The sequence below is a fragment of the Thermomonas brevis genome, from assembly GCF_014395425.1.
GTDB classification, from domain to species: Bacteria; Pseudomonadota; Gammaproteobacteria; order Xanthomonadales; family Xanthomonadaceae; genus Thermomonas; species Thermomonas brevis.
Genome location: NZ_CP060711.1, coordinates 2,375,252 through 2,396,499 on the forward strand (window position 1 = coordinate 2,375,252; position 21,248 = coordinate 2,396,499).

Annotated in this window: 12 protein-coding genes, 2 tRNA genes, 3 rRNA genes and 1 pseudogene; 7 read left to right on the forward strand and 11 right to left on the reverse strand. The window is 63.9% G+C overall.

The annotated features are described in order from the left end of the window. Window positions 1-45: 45 nt before the first annotated feature. From H9L17_RS10940 to H9L17_RS10955, 4 genes are all read right to left on the reverse strand, one after another. A complete protein-coding gene (locus H9L17_RS10940; protein WP_223158046.1) occupies window positions 46-2,667 on the reverse strand; it encodes a TonB-dependent receptor in 2,622 nt (873 codons plus the stop codon). A 124-nt stretch (window positions 2,668-2,791) separates the two neighbouring features. After that, window positions 2,792-4,024: an MFS transporter gene (locus H9L17_RS10945; RefSeq protein ID WP_187569486.1), complete on the reverse strand. Its 1,233-nt coding sequence runs from the start codon at window positions 4,022-4,024 to the stop codon at window positions 2,792-2,794. Window positions 4,025-4,054: 30 nt separating this feature from the next. After that, window positions 4,055-4,993: a carbohydrate kinase family protein gene (locus H9L17_RS10950; RefSeq protein WP_187569487.1), complete on the reverse strand. Its 939-nt coding sequence runs from the start codon at window positions 4,991-4,993 to the stop codon at window positions 4,055-4,057. A gap of 62 nt (window positions 4,994-5,055) precedes the next feature. Beyond that, the gene (locus H9L17_RS10955) at window positions 5,056-6,306 is read right to left on the reverse strand and encodes an ROK family transcriptional regulator (RefSeq protein ID WP_187569488.1); all 1,251 of its coding nucleotides are present in this window, start codon (window positions 6,304-6,306) and stop codon (window positions 5,056-5,058) included. A 132-nt stretch (window positions 6,307-6,438) separates the two neighbouring features. On the opposite strand from H9L17_RS10955, the gene H9L17_RS10960 reads away from it, so the two are divergent. Beyond that, the gene (locus H9L17_RS10960; protein ID WP_187569489.1) at window positions 6,439-8,307 is read left to right on the forward strand and encodes a glycoside hydrolase family 9 protein; all 1,869 of its coding nucleotides are present in this window, start codon (window positions 6,439-6,441) and stop codon (window positions 8,305-8,307) included. A gap of 31 nt (window positions 8,308-8,338) precedes the next feature. Here the strand turns inward: H9L17_RS10960 and H9L17_RS10965 are convergent, their stop codons facing one another. The 3 genes and pseudogenes from H9L17_RS10965 to hemL form a co-directional block, all read right to left on the reverse strand. Then, window positions 8,339-9,490, reverse strand: coding sequence for a trans-sulfuration enzyme family protein (locus H9L17_RS10965; RefSeq protein WP_246455221.1), 1,152 nt, complete (start codon window positions 9,488-9,490; stop codon window positions 8,339-8,341). Continuing rightward, window positions 9,485-10,363, reverse strand: a pseudogene (locus H9L17_RS10970) (ion transporter); the annotation flags it as partial. The gene H9L17_RS10965 and the pseudogene H9L17_RS10970, both read right to left, overlap by 6 nt. A gap of 1 nt (window position 10,364) precedes the next feature. Beyond that, the gene (gene hemL / locus H9L17_RS10975) at window positions 10,365-11,648 is read right to left on the reverse strand and encodes a glutamate-1-semialdehyde 2,1-aminomutase (protein ID WP_187569490.1); all 1,284 of its coding nucleotides are present in this window, start codon (window positions 11,646-11,648) and stop codon (window positions 10,365-10,367) included. Between the two features lie 86 nt (window positions 11,649-11,734). On the opposite strand from hemL, the gene H9L17_RS10980 reads away from it, so the two are divergent. Next, on the forward strand, window positions 11,735-11,926 hold the full coding sequence (locus tag H9L17_RS10980) for a rubredoxin (RefSeq protein WP_187569491.1): 192 nt from the start codon (window positions 11,735-11,737) through the stop codon (window positions 11,924-11,926). 3 nt (window positions 11,927-11,929) lie between these two features. Here the strand turns inward: H9L17_RS10980 and H9L17_RS10985 are convergent, their stop codons facing one another. After that, window positions 11,930-12,376 (reverse strand): DUF192 domain-containing protein, encoded by a 447-nt coding sequence (locus H9L17_RS10985; protein WP_187569492.1) that lies wholly within the window; start codon window positions 12,374-12,376, stop codon window positions 11,930-11,932. A 531-nt stretch (window positions 12,377-12,907) separates the two neighbouring features. Between H9L17_RS10985 and H9L17_RS10990 the strand changes: the two genes are divergently transcribed. From H9L17_RS10990 to rrf, 5 genes are all read left to right on the forward strand, one after another. Then, window positions 12,908-14,452, forward strand: a 16S ribosomal RNA gene (locus H9L17_RS10990). A 92-nt stretch (window positions 14,453-14,544) separates the two neighbouring features. Continuing rightward, window positions 14,545-14,620 (forward strand) — tRNA-Ala (locus H9L17_RS10995). Between the two features lie 20 nt (window positions 14,621-14,640). Further along, window positions 14,641-14,717: transfer RNA gene (locus tag H9L17_RS11000), tRNA-Ile, on the forward strand. Between the two features lie 211 nt (window positions 14,718-14,928). Further along, a 23S ribosomal RNA gene (locus tag H9L17_RS11005) occupies window positions 14,929-17,790 on the forward strand. Window positions 17,791-17,947: 157 nt separating this feature from the next. Next, a 5S ribosomal RNA gene (rrf, locus tag H9L17_RS11010) occupies window positions 17,948-18,061 on the forward strand. The 16S, 23S and 5S rRNA genes sit together here with 2 tRNA genes alongside, the layout of an rRNA operon. 205 nt (window positions 18,062-18,266) lie before the next feature. Here rrf and H9L17_RS11015 read toward each other — a convergent pair. The 3 genes from H9L17_RS11015 to H9L17_RS11025 all read right to left on the reverse strand — a co-directional run bounded on the left by H9L17_RS11015 (window position 18,267) and on the right by H9L17_RS11025 (window position 21,212). Then, complete coding sequence (locus H9L17_RS11015; RefSeq protein ID WP_187569493.1) at window positions 18,267-18,659, reverse strand: MAPEG family protein; 393 nt, start codon at window positions 18,657-18,659, stop codon at window positions 18,267-18,269. A gap of 60 nt (window positions 18,660-18,719) precedes the next feature. Next, window positions 18,720-20,453 (reverse strand): M28 family metallopeptidase, encoded by a 1,734-nt coding sequence (locus H9L17_RS11020; protein ID WP_187569494.1) that lies wholly within the window; start codon window positions 20,451-20,453, stop codon window positions 18,720-18,722. An 81-nt stretch (window positions 20,454-20,534) separates the two neighbouring features. Next, window positions 20,535-21,212 carry a DUF4097 family beta strand repeat-containing protein gene (locus H9L17_RS11025; protein ID WP_246455077.1) on the reverse strand — a complete coding sequence of 226 codons (678 nt, stop codon included), beginning with the start codon at window positions 21,210-21,212 and terminating at the stop codon, window positions 20,535-20,537. Window positions 21,213-21,248: the final 36 nt, after the last annotated feature.

Sequence of the window (21,248 nt, forward strand, 5' to 3'; positions counted from 1 at the left end):
TCCCGGCGACGCGACATTTGCGCGCCGCCGGGGTTCCTACCGGTCTCAGTAGTCGAACCTGAAGCGGATGCCGTAGGTTCGCGGATCATTCCATGAGGCGCGGATGAAGCCGCCGCCGTCGCCGGCCCAGTTCTTGGTCATCTTGTCGGTCGCGTTCAGGACGTAGAGCTCCGCCTGCCAGAACGACGGCGACTGCAGCTTGAGGCTGAGATCGATCTTCGCGTTCGCGGCCTGCGCGTCGGAGATGTGCGGGTTGTCGAGATTACGCAGGGTGAAATACATCTTGTCCTGCCACTTCACGTTGAACCACGGGATGAGCGTGTAGCCGTTGCCGAACTTGAAGTTGTGCGACAGGTTGAAGCCGGCGGTGAATTCCGGACTGTAGGGCAGGTGGTTCCCGGTGATGTCGTACAACTGGCGGCCTGCATACTCGCGCTCGCTCCCGGAGTAGGGATCCGGGCAAGCCGGGGCGCCCATTTCCTCGCGTACGCCGCAGTTCCATTCGTCGCTGAAGGAGCGGTAGTTCTTGACCCGCGTATCGATCCAGGAAAAGAAAGCGCCGATGCGGGTAGCGGGCGTCGGCATGAAATCGAGTTCGATTTCCAGGCCGGGAATGTCCACGACGCCCACGTTGACCGTCTGCCATTTCTGGATCACGTCGCAGTTCGGATCCCAGTCCGGGCAGGGGCCGTTGGGAACGACCTTGGCGGCGAAGAAATTGCCGGTGACCTGCATGTCCTTGTAGCGGCTGAAGAACAGGGTCGCGGCCAGACTCAGGCGCTTGTCCAGCAGCAGGCCCTTGTAGCCGATTTCCAGGTTGGTGATGGTTTCCGGCTTGTAGGGAAAGAACGTGTACTGCGGGCTGGAGCCGTCCACGCAGGTCAGGCCGCCGCAGGCGTCGTCCTTGTCGCCGAACCCGCCGGCCTTGTAGCCGGTGGCCCAGGAGGCATACAGGATCTCGGTGGACGACAGCTCCTTGGTCAGGCCGAGGCGGTAGGTGTTCTTCTTCCAACTGTCGGCGTGGTCGTTCTGCGCCGGCGGCCCCCAGTACGAATAGGCGTCCACGCCGGCGAACGGGCCCATCTGCTCGGTCAGGTCCTCGCCGTTGTGGGTATGGAAGCCGGGTTCGCCCGGCGTACCGGGGTCGAACAGGCCGTTGTAGTAGGCGTTCATCGTAGTGTCCCAGCCGCCGAAGACCTGGCCGCCCTTGTCGGTCTTGCTGTCGCGGCTGAAGCGCCAGCCCAGGGTGGCCGTCCAGGTGGGGGCGAAGGTCCAGTCCGCCTGCGCGAAGATCGCCTTGGCGTCGATCTGACGATTGGGCTGGTGGTAGAACTGGCTGATCGGGTAGCCGTAGGGCGCGGTGACCAACTGCTCCTGGGCGTAGTCGATCGAATTCTTCTCGTGCATCCAGAACAGGCCGCTGACGAATTTCAGCTTTTCGCCACCGTGCTTGAACTGGAATTCGTGGACGGTGGAGCGGTAGTCGGAATCCAGGGTGATCGACGTGTTGTCGACGATCGGCCACGCGCCCCAGTCGCCGTCCGGCCCGACCGGCAGTACGGCCGTCACCTGCGAAGGAATCGCATGGTAGCCGCCATCGTCGTCCGAGATCTGCGAGCGCGTTTGCCTGGCGTAGGCGACGCTGTATTCGAGGCTGTTGGTGTCGTCTAGGTTCCAGACCAGGTTCGAACGCCAGGTTCCGATCGACATGTCGGTCTTGCCGGGGACATTGATCTTCACGTCCCAGTCGCCGCCTTCGCAGGCGAATCGCGTCCCGCGCGCCTGCGCGCAATCCTTGAGGGTGACGTCGCCGGCGCCGGAGTTCTGGAATTTCTCGTAGGCGAAGTTCCACTCGACGTCGTCCGTGAACGCGAATCGGCCGGCGATGCGCGCCGCCCATTCGTCGCGATTGGTGTAGAACTTGCTGCGCGGCACCTTGACGTTGCGGCGCTGGTCGACATCCGGGATGCCGTCCGCGACGAAGCCGTTCTCGGGCAGGTCGTAGTCGGTGAAGTCCTGGAACTGGTTGATCCAGCCGTCGCGCTTGACCTTGGTGGCGGCGAAGCGCAACGCGAAGCGGTCGTTCACCGCGATGTTCTGCACCACGCTCAGCTGGCGCAGGTTGTAGTTGCCGACGTCGAGTTCGGTGCTGCCGTGGTTCGAACCGAACTGGGGCTTGGCGGGAATGATGTTGACGCTTCCGCCGGTGGAGTTGCGGCCGAACAGGGTGCCCTGCGGGCCGCGCAGCACTTCCACCTGATCGACGTCGAACATCAGCGCCAATGCGCCTTGCGGGCGGGGCGAATACAGGCCCGCGACGTGCAGGCCGACGGCGGGATCGCCGATCTCGGTGAAATTGTTGGCGCCGATGCCGCGGATGTTGATCTGCACGCCGGAGTCCGCGCCCGTGGCGATCTGCAGGTTGGGCATGGTGCCGGATAGGCCGCGCACGTCGCGGATGCCCTCGCGCGTCAACGCGTCCTGGGTGACCGCGGTGACCGCCACCGGCGTCTTCATCAGGTCGGAATCCAGCCGGGTGGCCGTGACCGTGATGACCGGCAGCTCCTTGGGCTCGTCGGCGGGTTTGCTCTGTGCGGGCCGGTCCTCTTTCGCCGGATCCGCCGACTGCGCGAAGGCCTGCCCCGCGGACAGTGTCAGGATGCCCATGGCGATGCCAACGGCAATGCCGCGGCGGCGGAATCGTGTCGTTTGTTGTCTCATTGCTCGTGTCTCCCCGGGTGAACGCGTTCGGTCCGCGCGCACGAAAATTCGTGGCGGACGTGAAGAAGGGTCAGGCTGCCGATCGCCGCCGCAGGCGCGATACCAGCTGTGGAAGGGACATGGTGTCGTTGCGCACCAGCGGTTTCGCCCACCAGCCGACGGCGAGGATGTACGCCAGCGTGAGGAAAACCACGCACATCGCGGCGCGAAGGCCGACGGCGTCGCCGAGCATGCCGACGATCAGCGGCACGAGGGCGCCGCCGAGGATGCCGCTGCACAGGATTCCCGAGAGGGCACCGTGGTGCCTGGGAACGGAATTGAGTCCCAGCGAGAAAAGGACCGAGAACATCACCGACAAGAAAAAGCCCGCAGCCGACAACGCCCTGGGTGAAACAGCTGCGGGTCCGAAAAGCGCCACGGCCGTGCAGGCCATGGCAAGAAGCGTGAAGACGGCGAGCACCCGCCGGGAGTCCTGCAGCTTCAGCAGCAACAGGCCCAGCAGGCAGCCGAGCGACATCAGCCCCCAGAATCTGCCGACCGCGTCCGCGCCTTCGCCGGTGGCCGACAGGCCGTGGTAGCTGGCGAGGAACTGCGACATCCAGTTGGCGAGCGTCTGCTCGGTGCCGACGTAGGCGACGATGGCGAGGAAGAACAGGCGCACGTCCCTGCGCGCCCAAAGTTCCCGATAGGCGGCCAGGTTTCCGCTGCGTTCGTCGTCGTTGAGCGTCACGTCCGGCAGCGGCAGCCGGCGGTTGACCAGGAGCAGGAGGATGAAGGCGGCGGCGAAACACCAGTAGAACGCCACCCAGGCCAGCGGCTTGTCCGCGGATTCCGGCCGCGCCATCAGCGACTTGAAGGCGATGGGGCTGAGGAACGAGGCGAGGCCGAACACCAACTGTCCCATCACCGAGAAAAAGGCGAAGTTTGCTTCGCCTCCGGCGGTGCGCATCAGGGGATTGATGACCACCTGCAGCAAGGCCATGCCCAGGCCGATCACGAACAGGCCTCCGATCGCCGTGGCGTAGCCGGGCAGCAGGGCGATCGCAAGCGCCCCCGCGAGGTTCAACGCGAACGCCAGCATCAGGCTGTATCTTGCGCCGCGCGCTTCGAACAGCATGCCGCCGGGGATGGAGATCAGACCGTAGGCCAGGAAGAACGAGAACGGCAGGAAGCCCGCCAGGGTCAGGCTCAGGTGGAAGTCCTGGATGATCACGGGCATCAGCGGCCCGATCAGGTTGGTGATGAAGGAGATCGCGAACCAGATCAGGAGAATGTAGCCGATGATCAACGGGCGATTCTTCATGGAGAGAACCCTTCTGGACGGGGCTGCCGGTCAGGACGCGCAGAACGCCAGTTCGCCCGCGTGGATCGCCTTGCGCGGGAAACGGGGAAGGATGGCCTGGGCCGTGTTGCAGCCGGCTTCCAGCGAATGCGCCAGCGAAGCGCCGCGCAGCCGCGCCGCGAGATAGCCGGCGTTGAACGCGTCGCCCGCGCCGATGGTGTCGAAGATCGCACCGGTCGCTGCCGGCGTCCGCTGCGCGTACCGGTTGCGCTCGCGGCCGATCGCTCCGCGCGCGCCGACCTTGACGACGAGGCTGGCGCTCGGCTTCAGGTGCCACTCGATCATGGGCAGGGCGGCGTCCAGATCGTTGGTGCCGGCGATGCTGCAGGCTTCGAGCTCGTTGATGAGCAGGTGGTCGCAGAACCTCAGCCAGCGTTGCACTTCCTTGCGGACGTGCGGATGCCAGCCCTCCGGCGGCCAGCCGGTGTCCAGCGCGACCTGGAATCCCCGGTTCACCGCCTCCGACAGCAGTTCCTCGTAGCGTCCGCGGAGGGCGGGCAGCAGGAACGGAGCGGTGAACAGGGCGATGGACGGCGAGGTAGAGGCATGCAGGTGCTCGAGGACGTGGTCGGCCGAGAATTGCTGGAGATGCCCGCCGGTGGTGAAGAAATTGCGCTCTCCGTTGGCATGCATCAGGCCGACGGAGATGGTGGTGTCGCTGTCGCAGGTCTGCAGGTCGGCGCGGATGCCATGGAATTGGCCGGCCAGCCAGTGTCCGAGGGTGTCGTTGCCGGTCGCCGAGACCAGGCGCGCGGGAACCCCGATGTGCCGCGCGGCCAGTGCGGCATTGGCGCCCGAGCCGCCCGCGCGCAGTTCGCTGTGGGGCAGCAGCAATTCGGTGCCGATCTGTGGCCAGCCGTCCAGCGTCCCCATGACCAGGTCGACGCCGACGTCCCCCACGATGCTCAGTTGAACGGAGTCACGATCCATGGCGCCGACTATAGGCACCGGGAAAAGTGACTGTCAATACATAAAACCAGTGGAAGTAATAATTATCTCATGCCTTTTTCTGATGCCAGGAAGCTCATGAGCTCGGCCGTGCCGGCCTCCGTCTGGCGATCCTTCTGCACCACTTCCAGCCGCGGCGCGAGCATTTCGTGGATGGGCAGCACCGCGGCGCCCAGCAGCAGGCCTTCCTCCTGGCGATCGGACAGCAGGATGCGGGCATCGTTGCCGCCGGGATGCCCGCGCACCGATTTGTGCAAGGGCTGGGCCAGCTCCACCAGGTGCTGCACGAGGGCCTTGGGCGCGGGGCCGCCGATCACGATGGCCTGCGGATCCAGGATGTTTTCGATCATGCAGACGGCGTCGCGCAGCCGATCCGCGGCCTGCCGGCACCAGCGGTGCAGGGCTTCCTCGCCCGGCGTCTGGAGGCGCTCGTCGGTGATCTGCGTCCAGACCTGCATGTCGTTCAGGCCCAGCGCTTCCGCCAGCGAGTGCATCGACAGATAGCGTTCCAGGCAGCCATGGTTGCCGCAATAGCACGGCGTGCCGCCGGGCACGAGCGGCACGTGGCCGATTTCGCTGGCGTTGCCGTCCGCGCCGCGGTAGGCGGAGCGACCCACGATCAGGGCGCCGCCCAGGCCCATGCTGACGTGCAGATAGAAGAAGTTGTCCAGATGGCGGGCGACGCCGAACAGCGACTCGCCCAGCGCGCCGGCCACGCTGTCCACACTGTGGAAGAGCGGCAGGCCGGTCGCCACGCGCAGTTCCTCGAGAATGGACAGGTCGCTCCAGCCTTCCAGCGCGGTCGGGCCGACGAAGCTGAGGTCGGTGTCGCCCAGCGGGCCGGGCAGGGCGACGCCGATGCCCCAGAGGCGTTCGCTGGATTGCTTTCTCAGGCGCGCGACCAGTTCCAGCAGGGCGGCCAGCATCTGCCGCCGATCGCGGGTCTGCACTTCCACGGCGCTCCGGCAGAGCACCTCGCCGACCAGGTTGACGAGGGCGGCAGAGGCGCGGCCAGGCTCGAGGCTGATGCCGATGGAGCAGCCGCCGTCCGGGTTCAGCTCGAACGCGATGGGCGGCTGGCCGCGTGATTTCTCCACCTTCTGCCGGCGCGACACGATCAGGCCGAAGGCTTCCAGGTCATTGGTGATGTTGGCGACCGTCTGCGGACTCAGCGCGACCTTGTCGACGATGTCCTTGCGGGAGGCGGCGCCCTGCTGGCGGATGAAGTCCAGCACGAGGCGACGGTTGTAGGGGGCGCTGGATTGCTGGGTGGCGCCGCGGCCGGTTGTTCTCATGTCGATGCTGAATGGGGAATAGTACGGAAAATTATTTACATCTAACGGATGTAATTATTGACGGGCGTAATTCGCAACGCTACGGTCTGCATTCTGCACGACCCACAGGTTCCGCACGACCCGCGAGGTTCCATGAAGATGCTCGCCGCCTCCGCACCCGTCGAACGCATTGCACGGCCGCTGTTCACCGCATTGCTGCTTCTGCTGCCGGGGTATGCCACGCCTGTTGCCGCCCAGGACGCGCCCTCTGACACCAGCGTATCCATTGCACTGCCGACGGAGCCGCTGCTGGTGCAACTGGATCAGGTCGCACTGGAGCGCGACGGACCGAAGTCCGCCATCGTCGAATCCACGGGCGATGCGGCTACCGGCAGCTACCGGGTTCTCATGGGGGACAAGGTCGTGGCGCGGGGAGCGTTGCAGCCGCTGCCGGCTTTTTCCGCATGGGGCGACGGCAAGCGCTATTTCCGGATCGACTTTTCCAACCTCGTCCAGCCGGGCCATTACCGGGTGACGGTGGACGTGGGCGGGCGCCACGCCACGTCGGCGCCGGTGGAGGTGCGGGAGCGCGCGCTGTTTTCCATCATCGCGGACAGCGCCCTGGCGTATTTCCGCAGCAACCGGCACACCGGCGAGGGCGATCATCGCATCCGCGTCTTCGACAGCGACCGAATGGTCGATGTCTGGGGAGGGTGGAAGGACGCGGGCGGCGATACCGGCAAATACCTTTCCCATCTTGGCTACGCCAACCACTTCAATCCGCAGCAGACGTCGATGGTGGCCTGGGTGCTGGCCTACGGCGCCCAGGCGCGGGGCGAGCTTTACCGCCGCGCCGGCCTCTATGAGCGCATCGAGCAGGAGGCGTTCTGGGGTGCGGACTACCTGCATCGCATCCTCGATCCGGAGGGCTATTTCTATACCACCGTGTTCGACCGCTGGGGCACGGAAGGCGCCGAGCGCATGGTGGTCGGTTACGAAGGCGAGGACGGCGTCTATACCGGCTCCTACCGCTCCGCGTTCCGGGCCGGCGGCGGGATGGCGATCGCGGCGCTGTCGCGCGCCGCGATGCTGGCTCGGGCGACCGGCCGCCACGGCGAGTTCGTGGGAGACGTCTATCTGGACGATGCGGTGCGCGCTTACGACCATCTGAAGCGTTTCAACTTGCGGTATTGCGCGGACGGCAAGGAAAACATCATCGACGACTACACCGCGCTGATGGCGGCGACGGAACTGTTCCATGCCACCGGCGCGGTTCGTTACCGCGATGATGCGCGGCTGCGCGCGGCCTCGCTGATGGCGCGACAGACGGCGGCGGGCGGATTCACCAGCGATGGCCGTGCGCGGCCTTTCTACCACGCGGTTGAGGCGGGATTTCCCGTGGTTGGCCTCGTCTGGTATCTCGACATCGAGACCGATGCGGATCGCCAGCGCCGGGTACGCGATGCGATCGCCCTCGCGCTGCGTCACCAGATCGAAATCACCTGGCGCGTCTCCAATCCTTATGGCTATGCACGCCAGGCGTTCCAGCTTGCGCAGGGCGGGCAGGCGGCAGGAGATGTCCAGGAGGGATTCTTCATTCCCCACCGGAACGAAACCGGCTATTGGTGGCAGGGAGAAAGTGCCCGTCTGGCGTCGCTGAGCGCGGCCATGGTGCTGGGCGGGCGCCGCGTGTCGCCGCCGGGCAAGGGCGGCTTCGGCCTGTCGCCCGAACGCGCCGCGTTCGCGCAGGAGCAGATCGACTGGACGCTGGGCCGCAATCCCTACGGTATCTCCATGCTTTACGGCTTCGGTGCCCGCAACCCGCCGACCGTGGCGGAAAGCGCCGGCGACATGGTCGTGGGCGGAATCTCGAATGGCATCACCGGCGCGGTCGAGAGCGACAGCGGCGCGGGCATCGCCTTCGCTCCGGGTCCGGACTCGGCCCAGTGGCGCTGGGTGGAGCAGTGGCTGCCGCATACGACATGGATGCTGTTCGCAGCCATGGCCATGGCGTCGGATTGAGCACGGTGGGCGTGCTCGCAAAGAGGGGGATCTAGCCCAGCGCCTGCGCGAAGTCCGCGATCAGATCGTCGCCGTCTTCCAACCCCACCGACACCCGCAGCAGATTCTGCGGTGAGCGCGGATTCGGTCCTTCCACCGAGGCGCGATGCTCCACCAGCGATTCGCAGCCACCCAGCGACGTCGCATTGGTGAAGATGCGCAGCCTGCCTGCCACTGCCAATGCAGCCTCGCGGCCGCCGCGCAGTTCGACGCTGAGCATCGCGCCGAACTCGCGCATCTGCTTCGCGGCCACGGCATGGCCGGGGTGCGAGGGCAGGCCCGGCCAGTTCACGCGTTCCACTGCCGGATGCGCGGCGAGGAACTCCGCCAGCTTGCGCGCGTTGGCGCAATGCATCGCCATCCGCGCGCCCAGCGAGCGGCAGCCGCGCAGGGTGAGCCAGGCGCTGAACGGGGCCAGCACCGCGCCGGTGACGTGCAGCCGATGCGCGACTTTCCGGGCGAAGGCATCGTCGCGGGCGAACACCAGCGCGCCGCCGAGCACGTCGCTGTGGCCGCCGAAGTACTTCGTCGTGGAGTGCATCACGACGTCTGCGCCCAGCGCCAGCGGGCGCTGCAACAGCGGCGTGGCGAAGGTGTTGTCGACGACGACTAGCGCGCCCGCGGCATGGCCGAGCTCCGCCAGCGCGGCGATGTCGCTGATCTTCAGCAGCGGATTCGACGGCGTTTCGATCCACAGCAGCGACAGCGGCTTCGCGCAGGCCGCGTGCACGGCGTCGAGGTCGGCCATGTCCACCGTTTCGACCAGAATGCCGCGCTCCGGCAGGAACTCGCCGAACAGCATGCGCAGGCCGCTGTAGCAGTCGTCGGGAAACAGCACGCGGCTGCCCGCGGGCAGCGACTCCAGCAGCGTGGTCATCGCCGCCATCCCGGAGGCGAAGGTCAGCGCTTCTTCGCCGCCTTCGAGCGCCTTCAGCGCCTCGCGCAGGCGGTCGTTGGTGGGGTTGCCCTCGCGCTGGTATTCGTAGCCTGCGACGCGCTCGCCGGCGGGCCGTGGCGGAAGGTGGTGGCGAGGTGGATCGGCGGCGCGACCGCGCCGGTGGCGGGGTCCGCTTCGTTGCCGGTGTGGACGGCCAGGGTGCCGGGGCGCAGCGCGTTCATTCGAAACCTCAGTCGTGTGGGGCAGGGCTTCGCCGCATTTGCGGCAGAACCAGGCATCTTCGTCGTGTTCGCCCAGGCTGCATTGCGGGCAGCGCAGCTGGATGCGGCCGCGCGAGCGCATCGTACGCGCCAGCTCGGCGGTGTAGATGCCGGTAGGCACCACGATGATGCTGTAGCCGATGATGATCAGCGTCGAGGTGAGCAGGCGCCCGAGCGTGGTGGCGGGCGAGAGGTCGCCGTAGCCCACCGTCGCCATCGTCACCACCGCCCAGTACATGCCGGTGGGAATGCTGTCGAAGCCGTGCGCCGGGCCTTCGACCACGTACATCAGCGCGCCGAAGATCACCGCGATGGTGAGCAGGGTGAGCACGAAGATCAGGATCTTGCGCCGGCTGCGGATCAGCGCGTGGGTGAGCATGCCGGCTTCGTCGGAATACTTGACCAGCTTGAGGATGCGGAAGATGCGCAGCAGCCGCAGGATGCGGATCACCGTCAGCGAGGCGCTGGCGGGGAACAGCAGCGACAGGAAGGTGGGCAGGATCGCCAGCAGGTCGACGATGCCCAGGAAGCTGCGCGCGTAGCGCAGCGGCTGCCGCACCACCCAGATCCGCGTGGCGTATTCGATTGCGAACAGCAGGGTGAACGCCCACTCGGCGACGTACAGCGGGAAGTGCCAGCGCGCCTTGACGCCGGGTTCGCTGTCCAGCAGCACCACCAGCACGCTGGCGACGATGACCGCGATCAGCGCGAGGTCGAAGTTGCGTTCGCCGCGCGACTCGTGGTGGAACATCAGGCGATACAGTCGGTAGCGCAGGCCTTCGCGGCTGGCGGGCTGCAGGACGGGAGCGAAGAACTCGCTGCCGCCCCTGCCGTCCTGCGCGTGCGTCGCCTCGTCCATGTCAGATCGCGCGGAAGGCGGCGCGCGCTGCTTCGATGGTCGCGGCGATCGCCGCATCGTCGTGCGCGCCGGACATGAAGCCGGCCTCGAACGCGGACGGCGCGAGGTACACGCCGCGTTCCAGCATCGCGTGGAAGAAGTGGTTGAACGCGGCGCTGTCGCAGGCCATCGCCTGCGCGTAGGTGTCCACCTTCTCCGCGCTGAAGAACAGGCCGAACATGCCGCCCACGCGCTGGGTGGTGAAGGCGACGCCGGCTTCGCGTGCGGCAGCTTCCAGCCCGTCGCACAGCGCGTTGGTTTTCGCTTCCAGCGCGTCGTGGAAACCGGGCGCCTGAATGAGTTCCAGCATCGCAAGGCCCGCCGCCATCGCCACCGGATTGCCGCTCAGCGTGCCGGCCTGGTAGATCGGGCCGCTGGGCGCGACCTGCTGCATCAGTTCGCGGCGACCGCCGTAGGCGCCGACCGGCATGCCGCCGCCGATCACCTTGCCGAAGGTCGAAAGATCCGGCGTCACGCCGTAGCGCGCCTGCGCGCCGCCGAGCGCGACGCGGAAGCCGGTCATCACTTCGTCGAAGATCAGCAGCGCGCCGTGCTTCGTGCACAGGGCGCGCAGGTGCTGCAGGTAGCCTTCGCGCGGCGGCAGGCAGTTGGCGTTGCCGACCACGGGCTCGACGATCAGGCAGGCGATGTCGCCGCCGCATTCGTCGAACAACTGCGTCGCTGCGTCGAAATCGTTGTATGGCAGCGTCAGTGTCAGATCGGCCAGCGCCTTGGGCACGCCGGGCGAAGTCGGCACGCCGAAGGTCAGCGCGCCGCTGCCGGCCTTCACCAGGAAGGAATCGCCGTGGCCGTGGTAGCAGCCTTCGAACTTGACGATGCGGCTGCGGCCGGTCGTGCCGCGCGCTAGACGGATCGCCGATAGTGTGGCCTCGGTGCCGGAGTTGACCATGCGCACCATCTCGCAACTCGGGATCAGCCGGGTGATGGTCTCGGCCATCGTCACTTCCAGCGGATTCGGCGTGCCGAAGGAGAGGCCGTTGCGGGCGGTCTCGATCACCGCCTCCAGCACCTTCGGATGATTGTGGCCGACGATCATCGGTCCCCACGAACCCACGTAGTCGATGTAGCGGTTGCCGTCGGCGTCGAACAGGTAGGGGCCTTCCGCGCGCTGCACGAAGAACGGCTCGCCGCCCACCGATTTGAACGCGCGCACCGGCGAGTTGACGCCGCCGGGCATCAGCGATTGGGCGCGGGTGAACAGGTCGTGCGAGCGATCGGTCTTCATGGGTCTCTGGTCTTGTTCCGGGGGAATGTTTCGCATGCCGGCGCGGGGTGGGACAATCCGCGCAACGTCCCATGATTATCGCCCCGATGACCGCAGCCGGCTCCAACCCTCCCTATCGCAAGTGGATGTGCGTGGTCTGCGGCCACATCTACGACGAGGCGCTGGGCGCGCCGGACGACGGCATCGCGCCCGGGACGCGCTGGGACGACGTGCCGGACACCTGGACGTGCCCGGACTGCGGCGTCACCAAGGACGACTACGAGTTGTACGAAGGCTGAGGCTTACTTCGCCGCCGGAATGCCGGGGCCGAACGTCATCGTCGCGCCGTCCTGCAGCTTCAGCTTTTCCGCCTGCCCGGCGTTGAGTTCCAGCACGTAGCGCGCCGGCGCGTTGCTGGGGTAGGGCGGACAGGCGTCGCCCAGCGAGCAGGGCGGCACGTCGCGCTGCTGCGACACCAGCTTGCGGTCGTTGTCGAAGTACAGGATGTCCAGCGGGATCTTGGTGTTCTTCATCCAGTACGACTGCGGTTCCTGCGCGTCATGGATGAACAGCATGCCGTGGTCGGTTTCCATCGCATCGCGGAACATCAGCCCGCGCGCTCGCTCGGCATCGTCCTTCGCAAGCTCCACCTTGTAGCGCTGTCCGCCCAGTTCCACCCAGGGCTGACTGGCGCCTGCGCAGCCGGACATCAGACAGGCGAGAAGCGGGAGAAGGACGAACTGGCGCATGCGGAACTCCAGGGAATTCGGGAAGCGCGCACCTTGCGCGCGATACGCAGATCGCGTCAAGGCGTCAAGACTTCTCAAATGCGCTTTCGTGGGGGAAGATGCGCGCCCTTGTCGACGGCGGCTCGCCATCGCGACAGGGGAAGGAAAGCGGTTCGATCGGGTGTTGACAGCGATGACAACCCCGGTATGATTCGCGGCCCTCCTGCCGACGGTTCAGGCCTGAAGCGGGAAGCGAAAAAAAAGTTCGTCACGGGGTGTTGACAGCAATACAAACCCCTGTATGATGGGCGGCTCACTCGGACGCTGCGGCGGACGGGGAGAAGGGAAAGGCGCTGAGGCCGGACCTGACGATCTTTGACAGTGTGCGCAGGTGACTTGTGCGGGCGTCTGGTAGTGGACTGTTGTCCATCAGCAGACGTTCGTAACAGAACCATCAATTTCAAAGTATTCGTACGCAAGTACACGTACAGCGAGTAATGGGGCTGGACGGACTCTGCAACTAGAGAATTGGAGCTTCGGCTCCGAAAACTTCAAGTGAAGAGTTTGATCCTGGCTCAGAGTGAACGCTGGCGGCAGGCCTAATACATGCAAGTCGAACGGCAGCACAGCAGAGCTTGCTCTGTGGGTGGCGAGTGGCGGACGGGTGAGGAATACATGGGAATCTGCCCAGTCGTGGGGGATAACGTAGGGAAACTTACGCTAATACCGCATGCGCCCTTCGGGGGAAAGCCGGGGACCTTCGGGCCTGGCGCGATTGGATGAGCCCATGTCGGATTAGCTAGTTGGCGGGGTAAAGGCCCACCAAGGCGACGATCCGTAGCTGGTCTGAGAGGATGATCAGCCACACTGGAACTGAGACACGGTCCAGACTCCTACGGGAGGCAGCAGTAGGGAATATTGGACAATGGGCGCAAGCCTGATCCAGCCATGCCGCGTGAGTGAAGAAGGCCCTCGGGTTGTAAAGCTCTTTTGTCCGGAAAGAAAAGCATTCGGTTAATACCCGAGTGTTCTGACGGTACCGGAAGAATAAGCACCGGCTAACTTCGTGCCAGCAGCCGCGGTAATACGAAGGGTGCAAGCGTTACTCGGAATTACTGGGCGTAAAGCGTGCGTAGGTGGTTTGTTAAGTCTGATGTGAAAGCCCTGGGCTCAACCTGGGAATGGCATTGGATACTGGCGAGCTAGAGTGCGGTAGAGGATAGTGGAATTCCTGGTGTAGCAGTGAAATGCGTAGAGATCAGGAGGAACATCCGTGGCGAAGGCGACTGTCTGGACCAGCACTGACACTGAGGCACGAAAGCGTGGGGAGCAAACAGGATTAGATACCCTGGTAGTCCACGCCCTAAACGATGCGAACTGGATGTTGGGTGCAACTTGGCACTCAGTATCGAAGCTAACGCGTTAAGTTCGCCGCCTGGGGAGTACGGTCGCAAGACTGAAACTCAAAGGAATTGACGGGGGCCCGCACAAGCGGTGGAGTATGTGGTTTAATTCGATGCAACGCGAAGAACCTTACCTGGCCTTGACATGCACGGAACTTTCCAGAGATGGATTGGTGCCTTCGGGAACCGTGACACAGGTGCTGCATGGCTGTCGTCAGCTCGTGTCGTGAGATGTTGGGTTAAGTCCCGCAACGAGCGCAACCCTTGTCCTTAGTTGCCAGCACGTAATGGTGGGAACTCTAAGGAGACCGCCGGCGACAAGCCGGAGGAAGGTGGGGATGACGTCAAGTCATCATGGCCCTTACGGCCAGGGCTACACACGTACTACAATGGTGGGGACAGAGGGCTGCGATGCCGCGAGGCGGAGCCAATCCCAGAAACCCCATCCCAGTCCGGATTGGAGTCTGCAACTCGACTCCATGAAGTCGGAATCGCTAGTAATCGCAGATCAGCATTGCTGCGGTGAATACGTTCCCGGGCCTTGTACACACCGCCCGTCACACCATGGGAGTTTGTTGCACCAGAAGCAGGTAGCTTAACCTTCGGGAGGGCGCTTGCCACGGTGTGGCCGATGACTGGGGTGAAGTCGTAACAAGGTAGCCGTATCGGAAGGTGCGGCTGGATCACCTCCTTTTGAGACATGGCAACGCATTGCCAGACGTCCGCACAAGTGACCTGCATTCAGAGAGCGTGATTCCAGAGGGGATCACGTGTCCCGTAACAAACGGGGCCTTAGCTCAGCTGGGAGAGCACCTGCTTTGCAAGCAGGGGGTCGTCGGTTCGATCCCGACAGGCTCCACCATCTGAAGGTAAAGACACTTTGGGTCTGTAGCTCAGGTGGTTAGAGCGCACCCCTGATAAGGGTGAGGCCGGTGGTTCGAGTCCTCCCAGACCCACCACTCTGAATGACGCGCACACACACTTTGAAATGGCTTGGCATTGTGGCCGGGTCATGTTCTTTGACAATCGGGAAGAAGAGTCAAACGAGCGTTTGAGACGTAAGTCTTGCAACGTGTCGAGGCTGAGGCGAGATGGCGAAAGCCATCTTTATCAAGTGATAGTCGTACCATTCGCTGGTACGTGTCGCCCCGAGGCAACTTGGGGTGATATGGTCAAGCGAATAAGCGCACACGGTGGATGCCTTGGCGGTCAGAGGCGATGAAGGACGTGACAGCCTGCGAAAAGTATCGGGGAGCTGGCAATAAGCTTTGATCCGGTAATGTCCGAATGGGGAAACCCACCCGCAAGGGTATCGTGCACTGAATACATAGGTGTACGAAGCGAACGCGGTGAACTGAAATATCTAAGTAACCGTAGGAAAAGAAATCAACCGAGATTCCGTCAGTAGCGACGAGCGAACGCGGACTAGCCCAAAAGTCGATCTTGTTTTAGCAAAACACTCTGGAAAGGGTGGCCATAGCGGGTGACAGCCCCGTATGCGAAAGGGCCTGATCGATGAAATTGAGTAGGGCGGGGCACGTGAAACCCTGTCTGAACATGGGGGGACCATCCTCCAAGGCTAAATACTCCTGACCGACCGATAGTGAACCAGTACCGTGAGGGAAAGGCGAAAAGAACCCCGGCGAGGGGAGTGAAATAGACCCTGAAACCGTGTGCGTACAAGCAGTCGGAGCCCGCAAGGGTGACGGCGTACCTTTTGTATAATGGGTCAGCGACTTACTGTTCGTGGCGAGCTTAACCGTATAGGGGAGGCGAAGGGAAACCGAGTCTGATAAGGGCGCATAGTCGCGGGCAGTAGACCCGAAACCGGGTGATCTAGTCATGCCCAGGGTGAAGGTACCGTAACAGGTACTGGAGGCCCGAACCCACGCCCGTTGCAAAGGTCGGGGATGAGGTGTGATTAGGAGTGAAAAGCTAATCGAACCCGGAGATAGCTGGTTCTCCTCGAAAGCTATTTAGGTAGCGCCTCGTATGTATCCTCTCGGGGGTAGAGCACTGTTATGGCTAGGGGGTCATCGCGACTTACCAAACCATTGCAAACTCCGAATACCGAGACGGACTGTACGGGAGACACACGGCGGGTGCTAACGTCCGTCGTGAAAAGGGAAACAACCCAGACCCACAGCTAAGGTCCCAAATCAGTGCTAAGTGGAAAACCATGTGGAAAGGCACAGACAGCCAGGAGGTTGGCTTAGAAGCAGCCACCCTTTAAAGAAAGCGTAATAGCTCACTGGTCGAGTCGGTCTGCGGGGAAGATTTAACGGGGCTAAGCATTGAACCGAAGCTTGGGGTGTGCATCTTTGATGTACGCGGTAGAGGAGCGTTCCGTAGGCCTGCGAAGGTGGATTGAGAAGTCTGCTGGAGGTATCGGAAGTGCGAATGCTGACATGAGTAACGATAATGCGGGTGAAAAGCCCGCACGCCGAAAGCCCAAGGTTTCCTTGCGCAACGTTAATCGACGCAGGGTGAGTCGGCCCCTAAGGCGAGGCAGAAATGCGTAGTCGATGGGAAGCTGGTTAATATTCCAGCACCTCGCGTAAGTGCGATGGAGGGACGGAGAAGGTTAGGCAGGCCGGGCGTTGGTTGTCCCGGTGAGAGGGTTGAGGCGGTGCTCTTAGGCAAATCCGGGAGCGCAACGTTGAGACCAAGGACGAGTCCACATGGACAGAGTTGCCGATATCACGCTTCCAGGAAAAGCTCCTAAGCTTCAGCTTACGCAGACCGTACCGTAAACCGACACAGGTGGGCAGGATGAGAATTCTCAGGCGCTTGAGAGAACTCGGGTGAAGGAACTAGGCAAAATAGCACCGTAACTTCGGGAGAAGGTGCGCCTCTCATGGTTCATAGCTGAGGGAGGCCGAAGTAACCAGGCCGCTGCGACTGTTTATCAAAAACACAGCACTCTGCAAACACGAAAGTGGACGTATAGGGTGTGACGCCTGCCCGGTGCTGGAAGGTTAATTGATGGGGTCAGCCGCAAGGCGAAGCTCTTGATCGAAGCCCCAGTAAACGGCGGCCGTAACTATAACGGTCCTAAGGTAGCGAAATTCCTTGTCGGGTAAGTTCCGACCTGCACGAATGGCGTAACGATGGCGGCACTGTCTCCACCCGAGACTCAGTGAAATTGAAATCGCTGTGAAGATGCAGCGTTCCCGCGGCAAGACGGAAAGACCCCGTGAACCTTTACTATAGCTTTACACTGAACGTTGAGTTCGTCTGTGTAGGATAGGTGGGAGGCTGTGAAACCGTGACGCCAGTTGCGGTGGAGCCAACCTTGAAATACCACCCTGATGTGCTTGACGTTCTAACCTGGGCCCGTAATCCGGGTCGGGGACCGTGTATGGTGGGTAGTTTGACTGGGGCGGTCTCCTCCCAAAGTGTAACGGAGGAGCTCGAAGGTACGCTCAGCGCGGTCGGACATCGCGCACTGTGTGCAAAGGCATAAGCGTGCTTGACTGCAAGATCGACGGATCAAGCAGGTAGGAAACTAGGACTTAGTGATCCGGTGGTTCTGTATGGAAGGGCCATCGCTCAACGGATAAAAGGTACTCCGGGGATAACAGGCTGATACCGCCCAAGAGTTCATATCGACGGCGGTGTTTGGCACCTCGATGTCGGCTCATCACATCCTGGGGCTGTAGTCGGTCCCAAGGGTATGGCTGTTCGCCATTTAAAGTGGTACGCGAGCTGGGTTCAGAACGTCGTGAGACAGTTCGGTCCCTATCTGTCGTGGGCGTTGGAGATTTGAGAGGGGCTGCTCCTAGTACGAGAGGACCGGAGTGGACGAACCTCTGGTGTTCCGGTTGTCACGCCAGTGGCACTGCCGGGTAGCTATGTTCGGAAGCGATAACCGCTGAAAGCATCTAAGCGGGAAGCGCGCCTCAAGATGAGATCTCCCGGGGCACAAGCCCCCTGAAGGAACCATCAAGACCAGGTGGTTGATAGGCAGGGTGTGTAAGCGCAGTAATGCGTTGAGCTTACCTGTACTAATGATCCGTGTGGCTTGACCATATCACCTCAAGTTTCTTCGACGCGTCTATCTAGGACGCTTTGATGAAACCCTTGGCCTCACACGTTGACGGCTTACAACAAACGCTCGTGACTCTTCTCCCCACCCTCTGAGAGCGTGGCGCTGCATCCATCGATGCCGGCGACCCTCCACCCTCTCCCTGGTGACAACAGCGCTGTGGTACCACCCGATCCCATCCCGAACTCGGAAGTGAAACACAGCTGCGCCGATGGTAGTGTGGCTTTGCCATGCGAGAGTAGGTCATCGCCAGGGTCTTTATCCAAACCCCTCCCAGTCCGCTGGGAGGGGTTTTTCTTTGCGACGGCGAAAGCGGAAATCCGATGCAACAGAAAGGCGGTCGCCCAACGTCAGGTCGATCGCAGCGCAACTGCAATATCAGCGCACATATACCCAGTGACGTAACGGCCGAAGGCCTGTGTCCCGAGCTAATGCAGAAGACGAAAGAGCGTCGGGAAACTTAGCCGGCGATTTTCAGCACCGCCGAGAGCATCAGCGCCACCACGCAGGCGAAACCGCCCAGCCACGAAAGGCTCCGCAACGCCTGCTGGACGGTGACGTAGAAAATCCCGTGCAGGATCCGGAACGCGATGAAGGCCATCGACAGCCAGGCGACATGCTGGGCGTCGACCTGCGCGAATTGCGCCATCAGCACGGCGGCGGCGAACGCGGGAAAGGCTTCGAACGCGTTGAGGTGCGCGCCGTAGGCGTTGCGCACGCGATAGCTGTCCTGCTTGGAGACCCAGCCGCGCGGATCCTTGTTGTTGTAGCCGGGGGCGCCGGTCTTGGCGGCGACGGCCCAGACGTAGGGCAGGCAGGCGGCGATCAGGATGCAGCAGTAGGCGATGAACATGGGAGGCTCCCGGCGGATGTTGCCGGGAGTCTAGCCTGAACGCTGGACGGGGAATCCGACCTACTTGGCCGGCCCGCTTGGAGATGCCGGAGCGGCCGGCCGCATTGCGTCGCGCGCCGCCTTGAAGGGACTGCCTTCGTACCAGTTCGGCCATTGCCCGCCATCTGCAAGCGCTTTGCCGACCGAATACACCGCTTCCAGGTCCTGCACGATGCCATCCACCTTCCAGGTCGCAGCGTCGTACTGGTCGCCGGGCTTGTGGTAGCGGTGCTCGCCGTAGTCTCGTTCGGCCGCTTCGCCCGCCGCCTTTCCGCCTTCCAGCAGGTCGCTGCCGCTGCCGATGTAGAGCGCCGGCACGCCCGCCTTGGCGAAATTGAAGTGGTCGGAGCGGAAGTAATAGCCGGCGGTGGTGTTGGATTCCGCGACCATGCGCCGGTGTTGTCCGTCCAGCGCGGTTTTCAGCAGGTCTTCCAGCTGCGAGCTGCCCTTGCCGGTCACGGTGAGGTCGCGCGCCTTGCCGACCGGCGAAAGCGCATCGAGGTTGATGACCGCGACCGTCCTGTCCAGCGGCACGACGGGATGGGCGACGTAGTATTTCGAGCCGAGCAGGCCGGATTCCTCGAGCGTGACCGCCACGAACAGGATCGACCGCTTGGGCGGAACCGCCGCCTTGCGGAAGGCTTCGGCGATTTCCAGGATGCCGGCCACGCCGGTGGCGTTGTCCACCGCGCCGTTGTAGATGGCGTCGCCGGCCTCGCCTTCGTGGGTGCCGAGGTGGTCCCAGTGCGCCATGTAGAGGATGGCTTCGTCGGGTTTCTCGCTGCCCGGCAGCAGGCCCAGCACGTTGCGCGAGCGCTTCAGCGTGGTGGCGCTGTCCAGTTCCAGCGACGCGGCGGCGTCCAGCGGCACGGCCTTGAAGCCGGGCCGGTTGGCGGCGGCGCGCAGCTTCGCGAAATCCTGCCCGGCCGCCTTGAACAGCGCGTCCGCGGCCTCGCCGGTGATCCAGCCCTGCACCGGCAGGCGCGGGGCGGGGTCGTCCTCGGCCGGCAGATCGTACTGCGGGCCCGACCAGGAGTTGCGCACCACGTCCCAGCCGTAGGACGCGCCGGCGGTGTCGTGCACGATCAGCGCGGCGGCGGCGCCCTTGCGCGCGGCTTCCTCGAACTTGTACGTCCAGCGCCCGTAGTAGGTCATGCGCGGGCCGTCGAACAGGCGCGCGTCGCCGGCGTGGAAGCCGGGATCGTTGACCAGCATCACCACCGTCTTGCCCTTCACGTCGACGCCGTCGTAGTCGTTCCAGCGGCGCTCCGGCGCGTCCACGCCGTAGCCGACGAACACCAGCGGGCTGTCCTTGAGGCTGACGTGCGGCCGGCCGCCGCGCGTCCAGACGATCATGTCGTCGCCGTATTTCAGCGCCTGTTCGGCGCCGCCGGCCTTCAGGCGCAGTGTGGCCGAGGCGTCGGCGGTGGTTTCCGCCATCGGCACGGTCTGGAACCAGTCCTCGCCGTTGCCCGGCTGCAGGCCGATGCGGGCGAACTGCGACTTGATGTAGTCGACGGTGCGGTCTTCGCCGCCCGTGCCCGGCCCGCGTCCGGCGAACGCGTCGGAGGACAGTTCCCGCACGTGGGCGACGAAATCGCCGGCGTCGATCGCGTCGCGGAACGCATGGTCGCCGGCGGGCGTGGCCGCGCTTCTGGCGTCGGACACGGCAGCGCCGGCCGATTGCCGGCCGGCGTCGCGCTGGGTGCAGGCGCACAGCGCCAGCAGGGCAAGGGACAGCGTGGCGAAGCGCATCGCGGGATTCCGTTCGGAGTTCCCGCGATTCTAATCAAGCGAGTCCGGTCGAGGCGCCCGTTCAAGACGCCGTGCCGGCGTTCAGTCCTTCGGCGGCGTGGCGCCGTCGTAACGCTGCGCGGTGGCGCCGGTGATGGTGCCGGTGCGGGCGCTGGCATGCACGTACAGCTTCACCTCGCGCTCGAACACCATCGGGCCTTCGACCACGGCGTTCGGGCCGATCACGATGCGCGGGATCTTCTGCTTGCCGAGGCGGAAGCCGAAGTTGCCGGTCGGCTTCTCCACCAGGATGCCGCCCTTGACCCGCGAGCCCGCGCCCACGGTGACGTCGCCGTTCACGGTTTCGATGCGCCCCTCGACATTGGTGCCGACCAGGCCGATGCCGCCGTTCACGGTGCTGACGTCGCCGCGCACCTGCGAGCCGTGGTCGGTGAAGATGCCGCCGTTCACCGTTTCCAGGTTGCCGTCGATGCGCGCCTGGCGGCCGAAGCGGATGCCGCCGTTCACGGTGCTGACGTCGTGCGCGCTCACTTCGTCCTCGGCGCGGATGCCGCCGTTCACGGTTTCCACGTCCTCGGCGCTGGCGCCGCGGCCCAGCTCGATGCCGCCGTTGACCGTGCTGAGTTCGCCGTAGGCCTGGCCGGCTTCGGCGGTGATGCCCCCGTTGACCTTGTCGATGTCGTGGCGCGCCGCCTGCGGGACGGCGAAGGCGGCGGTGCTGGCGGCCAGCAGGACGGTGCAGAGCAGGAAACGGTTCATCCGGGCCTCCCGGCCTTGTTGGGATGTTCATGGGAT

Bases quoted from the DNA above. Each gene is read 5' to 3' on its own strand.
- H9L17_RS10940 (WP_223158046.1), bottom strand. From the start codon at position 2,667: ATGGGCATCCTGACACTGTCCGCGGGGCAGGCCTTCGCGCAGTCGGCG.
- H9L17_RS10945 (WP_187569486.1), bottom strand. From the start codon at position 4,024: ATGAAGAATCGCCCGTTGATCATCGGCTACATTCTCCTGATCTGGTTC.
- H9L17_RS10950 (WP_187569487.1), bottom strand. From the start codon at position 4,993: ATGGATCGTGACTCCGTTCAACTGAGCATCGTGGGGGACGTCGGCGTC.
- H9L17_RS10955 (WP_187569488.1), bottom strand. From the start codon at position 6,306: ATGAGAACAACCGGCCGCGGCGCCACCCAGCAATCCAGCGCCCCCTAC.
- H9L17_RS10960 (WP_187569489.1), top strand. From the start codon at position 6,439: ATGAAGATGCTCGCCGCCTCCGCACCCGTCGAACGCATTGCACGGCCG.
- hemL (WP_187569490.1), bottom strand. From the start codon at position 11,648: ATGAAGACCGATCGCTCGCACGACCTGTTCACCCGCGCCCAATCGCTG.
- H9L17_RS10980 (WP_187569491.1), top strand. From the start codon at position 11,735: ATGACCGCAGCCGGCTCCAACCCTCCCTATCGCAAGTGGATGTGCGTG.
- H9L17_RS10985 (WP_187569492.1), bottom strand. From the start codon at position 12,376: ATGCGCCAGTTCGTCCTTCTCCCGCTTCTCGCCTGTCTGATGTCCGGC.
- H9L17_RS11015 (WP_187569493.1), bottom strand. From the start codon at position 18,659: ATGTTCATCGCCTACTGCTGCATCCTGATCGCCGCCTGCCTGCCCTAC.
- H9L17_RS11020 (WP_187569494.1), bottom strand. From the start codon at position 20,453: ATGCGCTTCGCCACGCTGTCCCTTGCCCTGCTGGCGCTGTGCGCCTGC.
- H9L17_RS11025 (WP_246455077.1), bottom strand. From the start codon at position 21,212: ATGAACCGTTTCCTGCTCTGCACCGTCCTGCTGGCCGCCAGCACCGCC.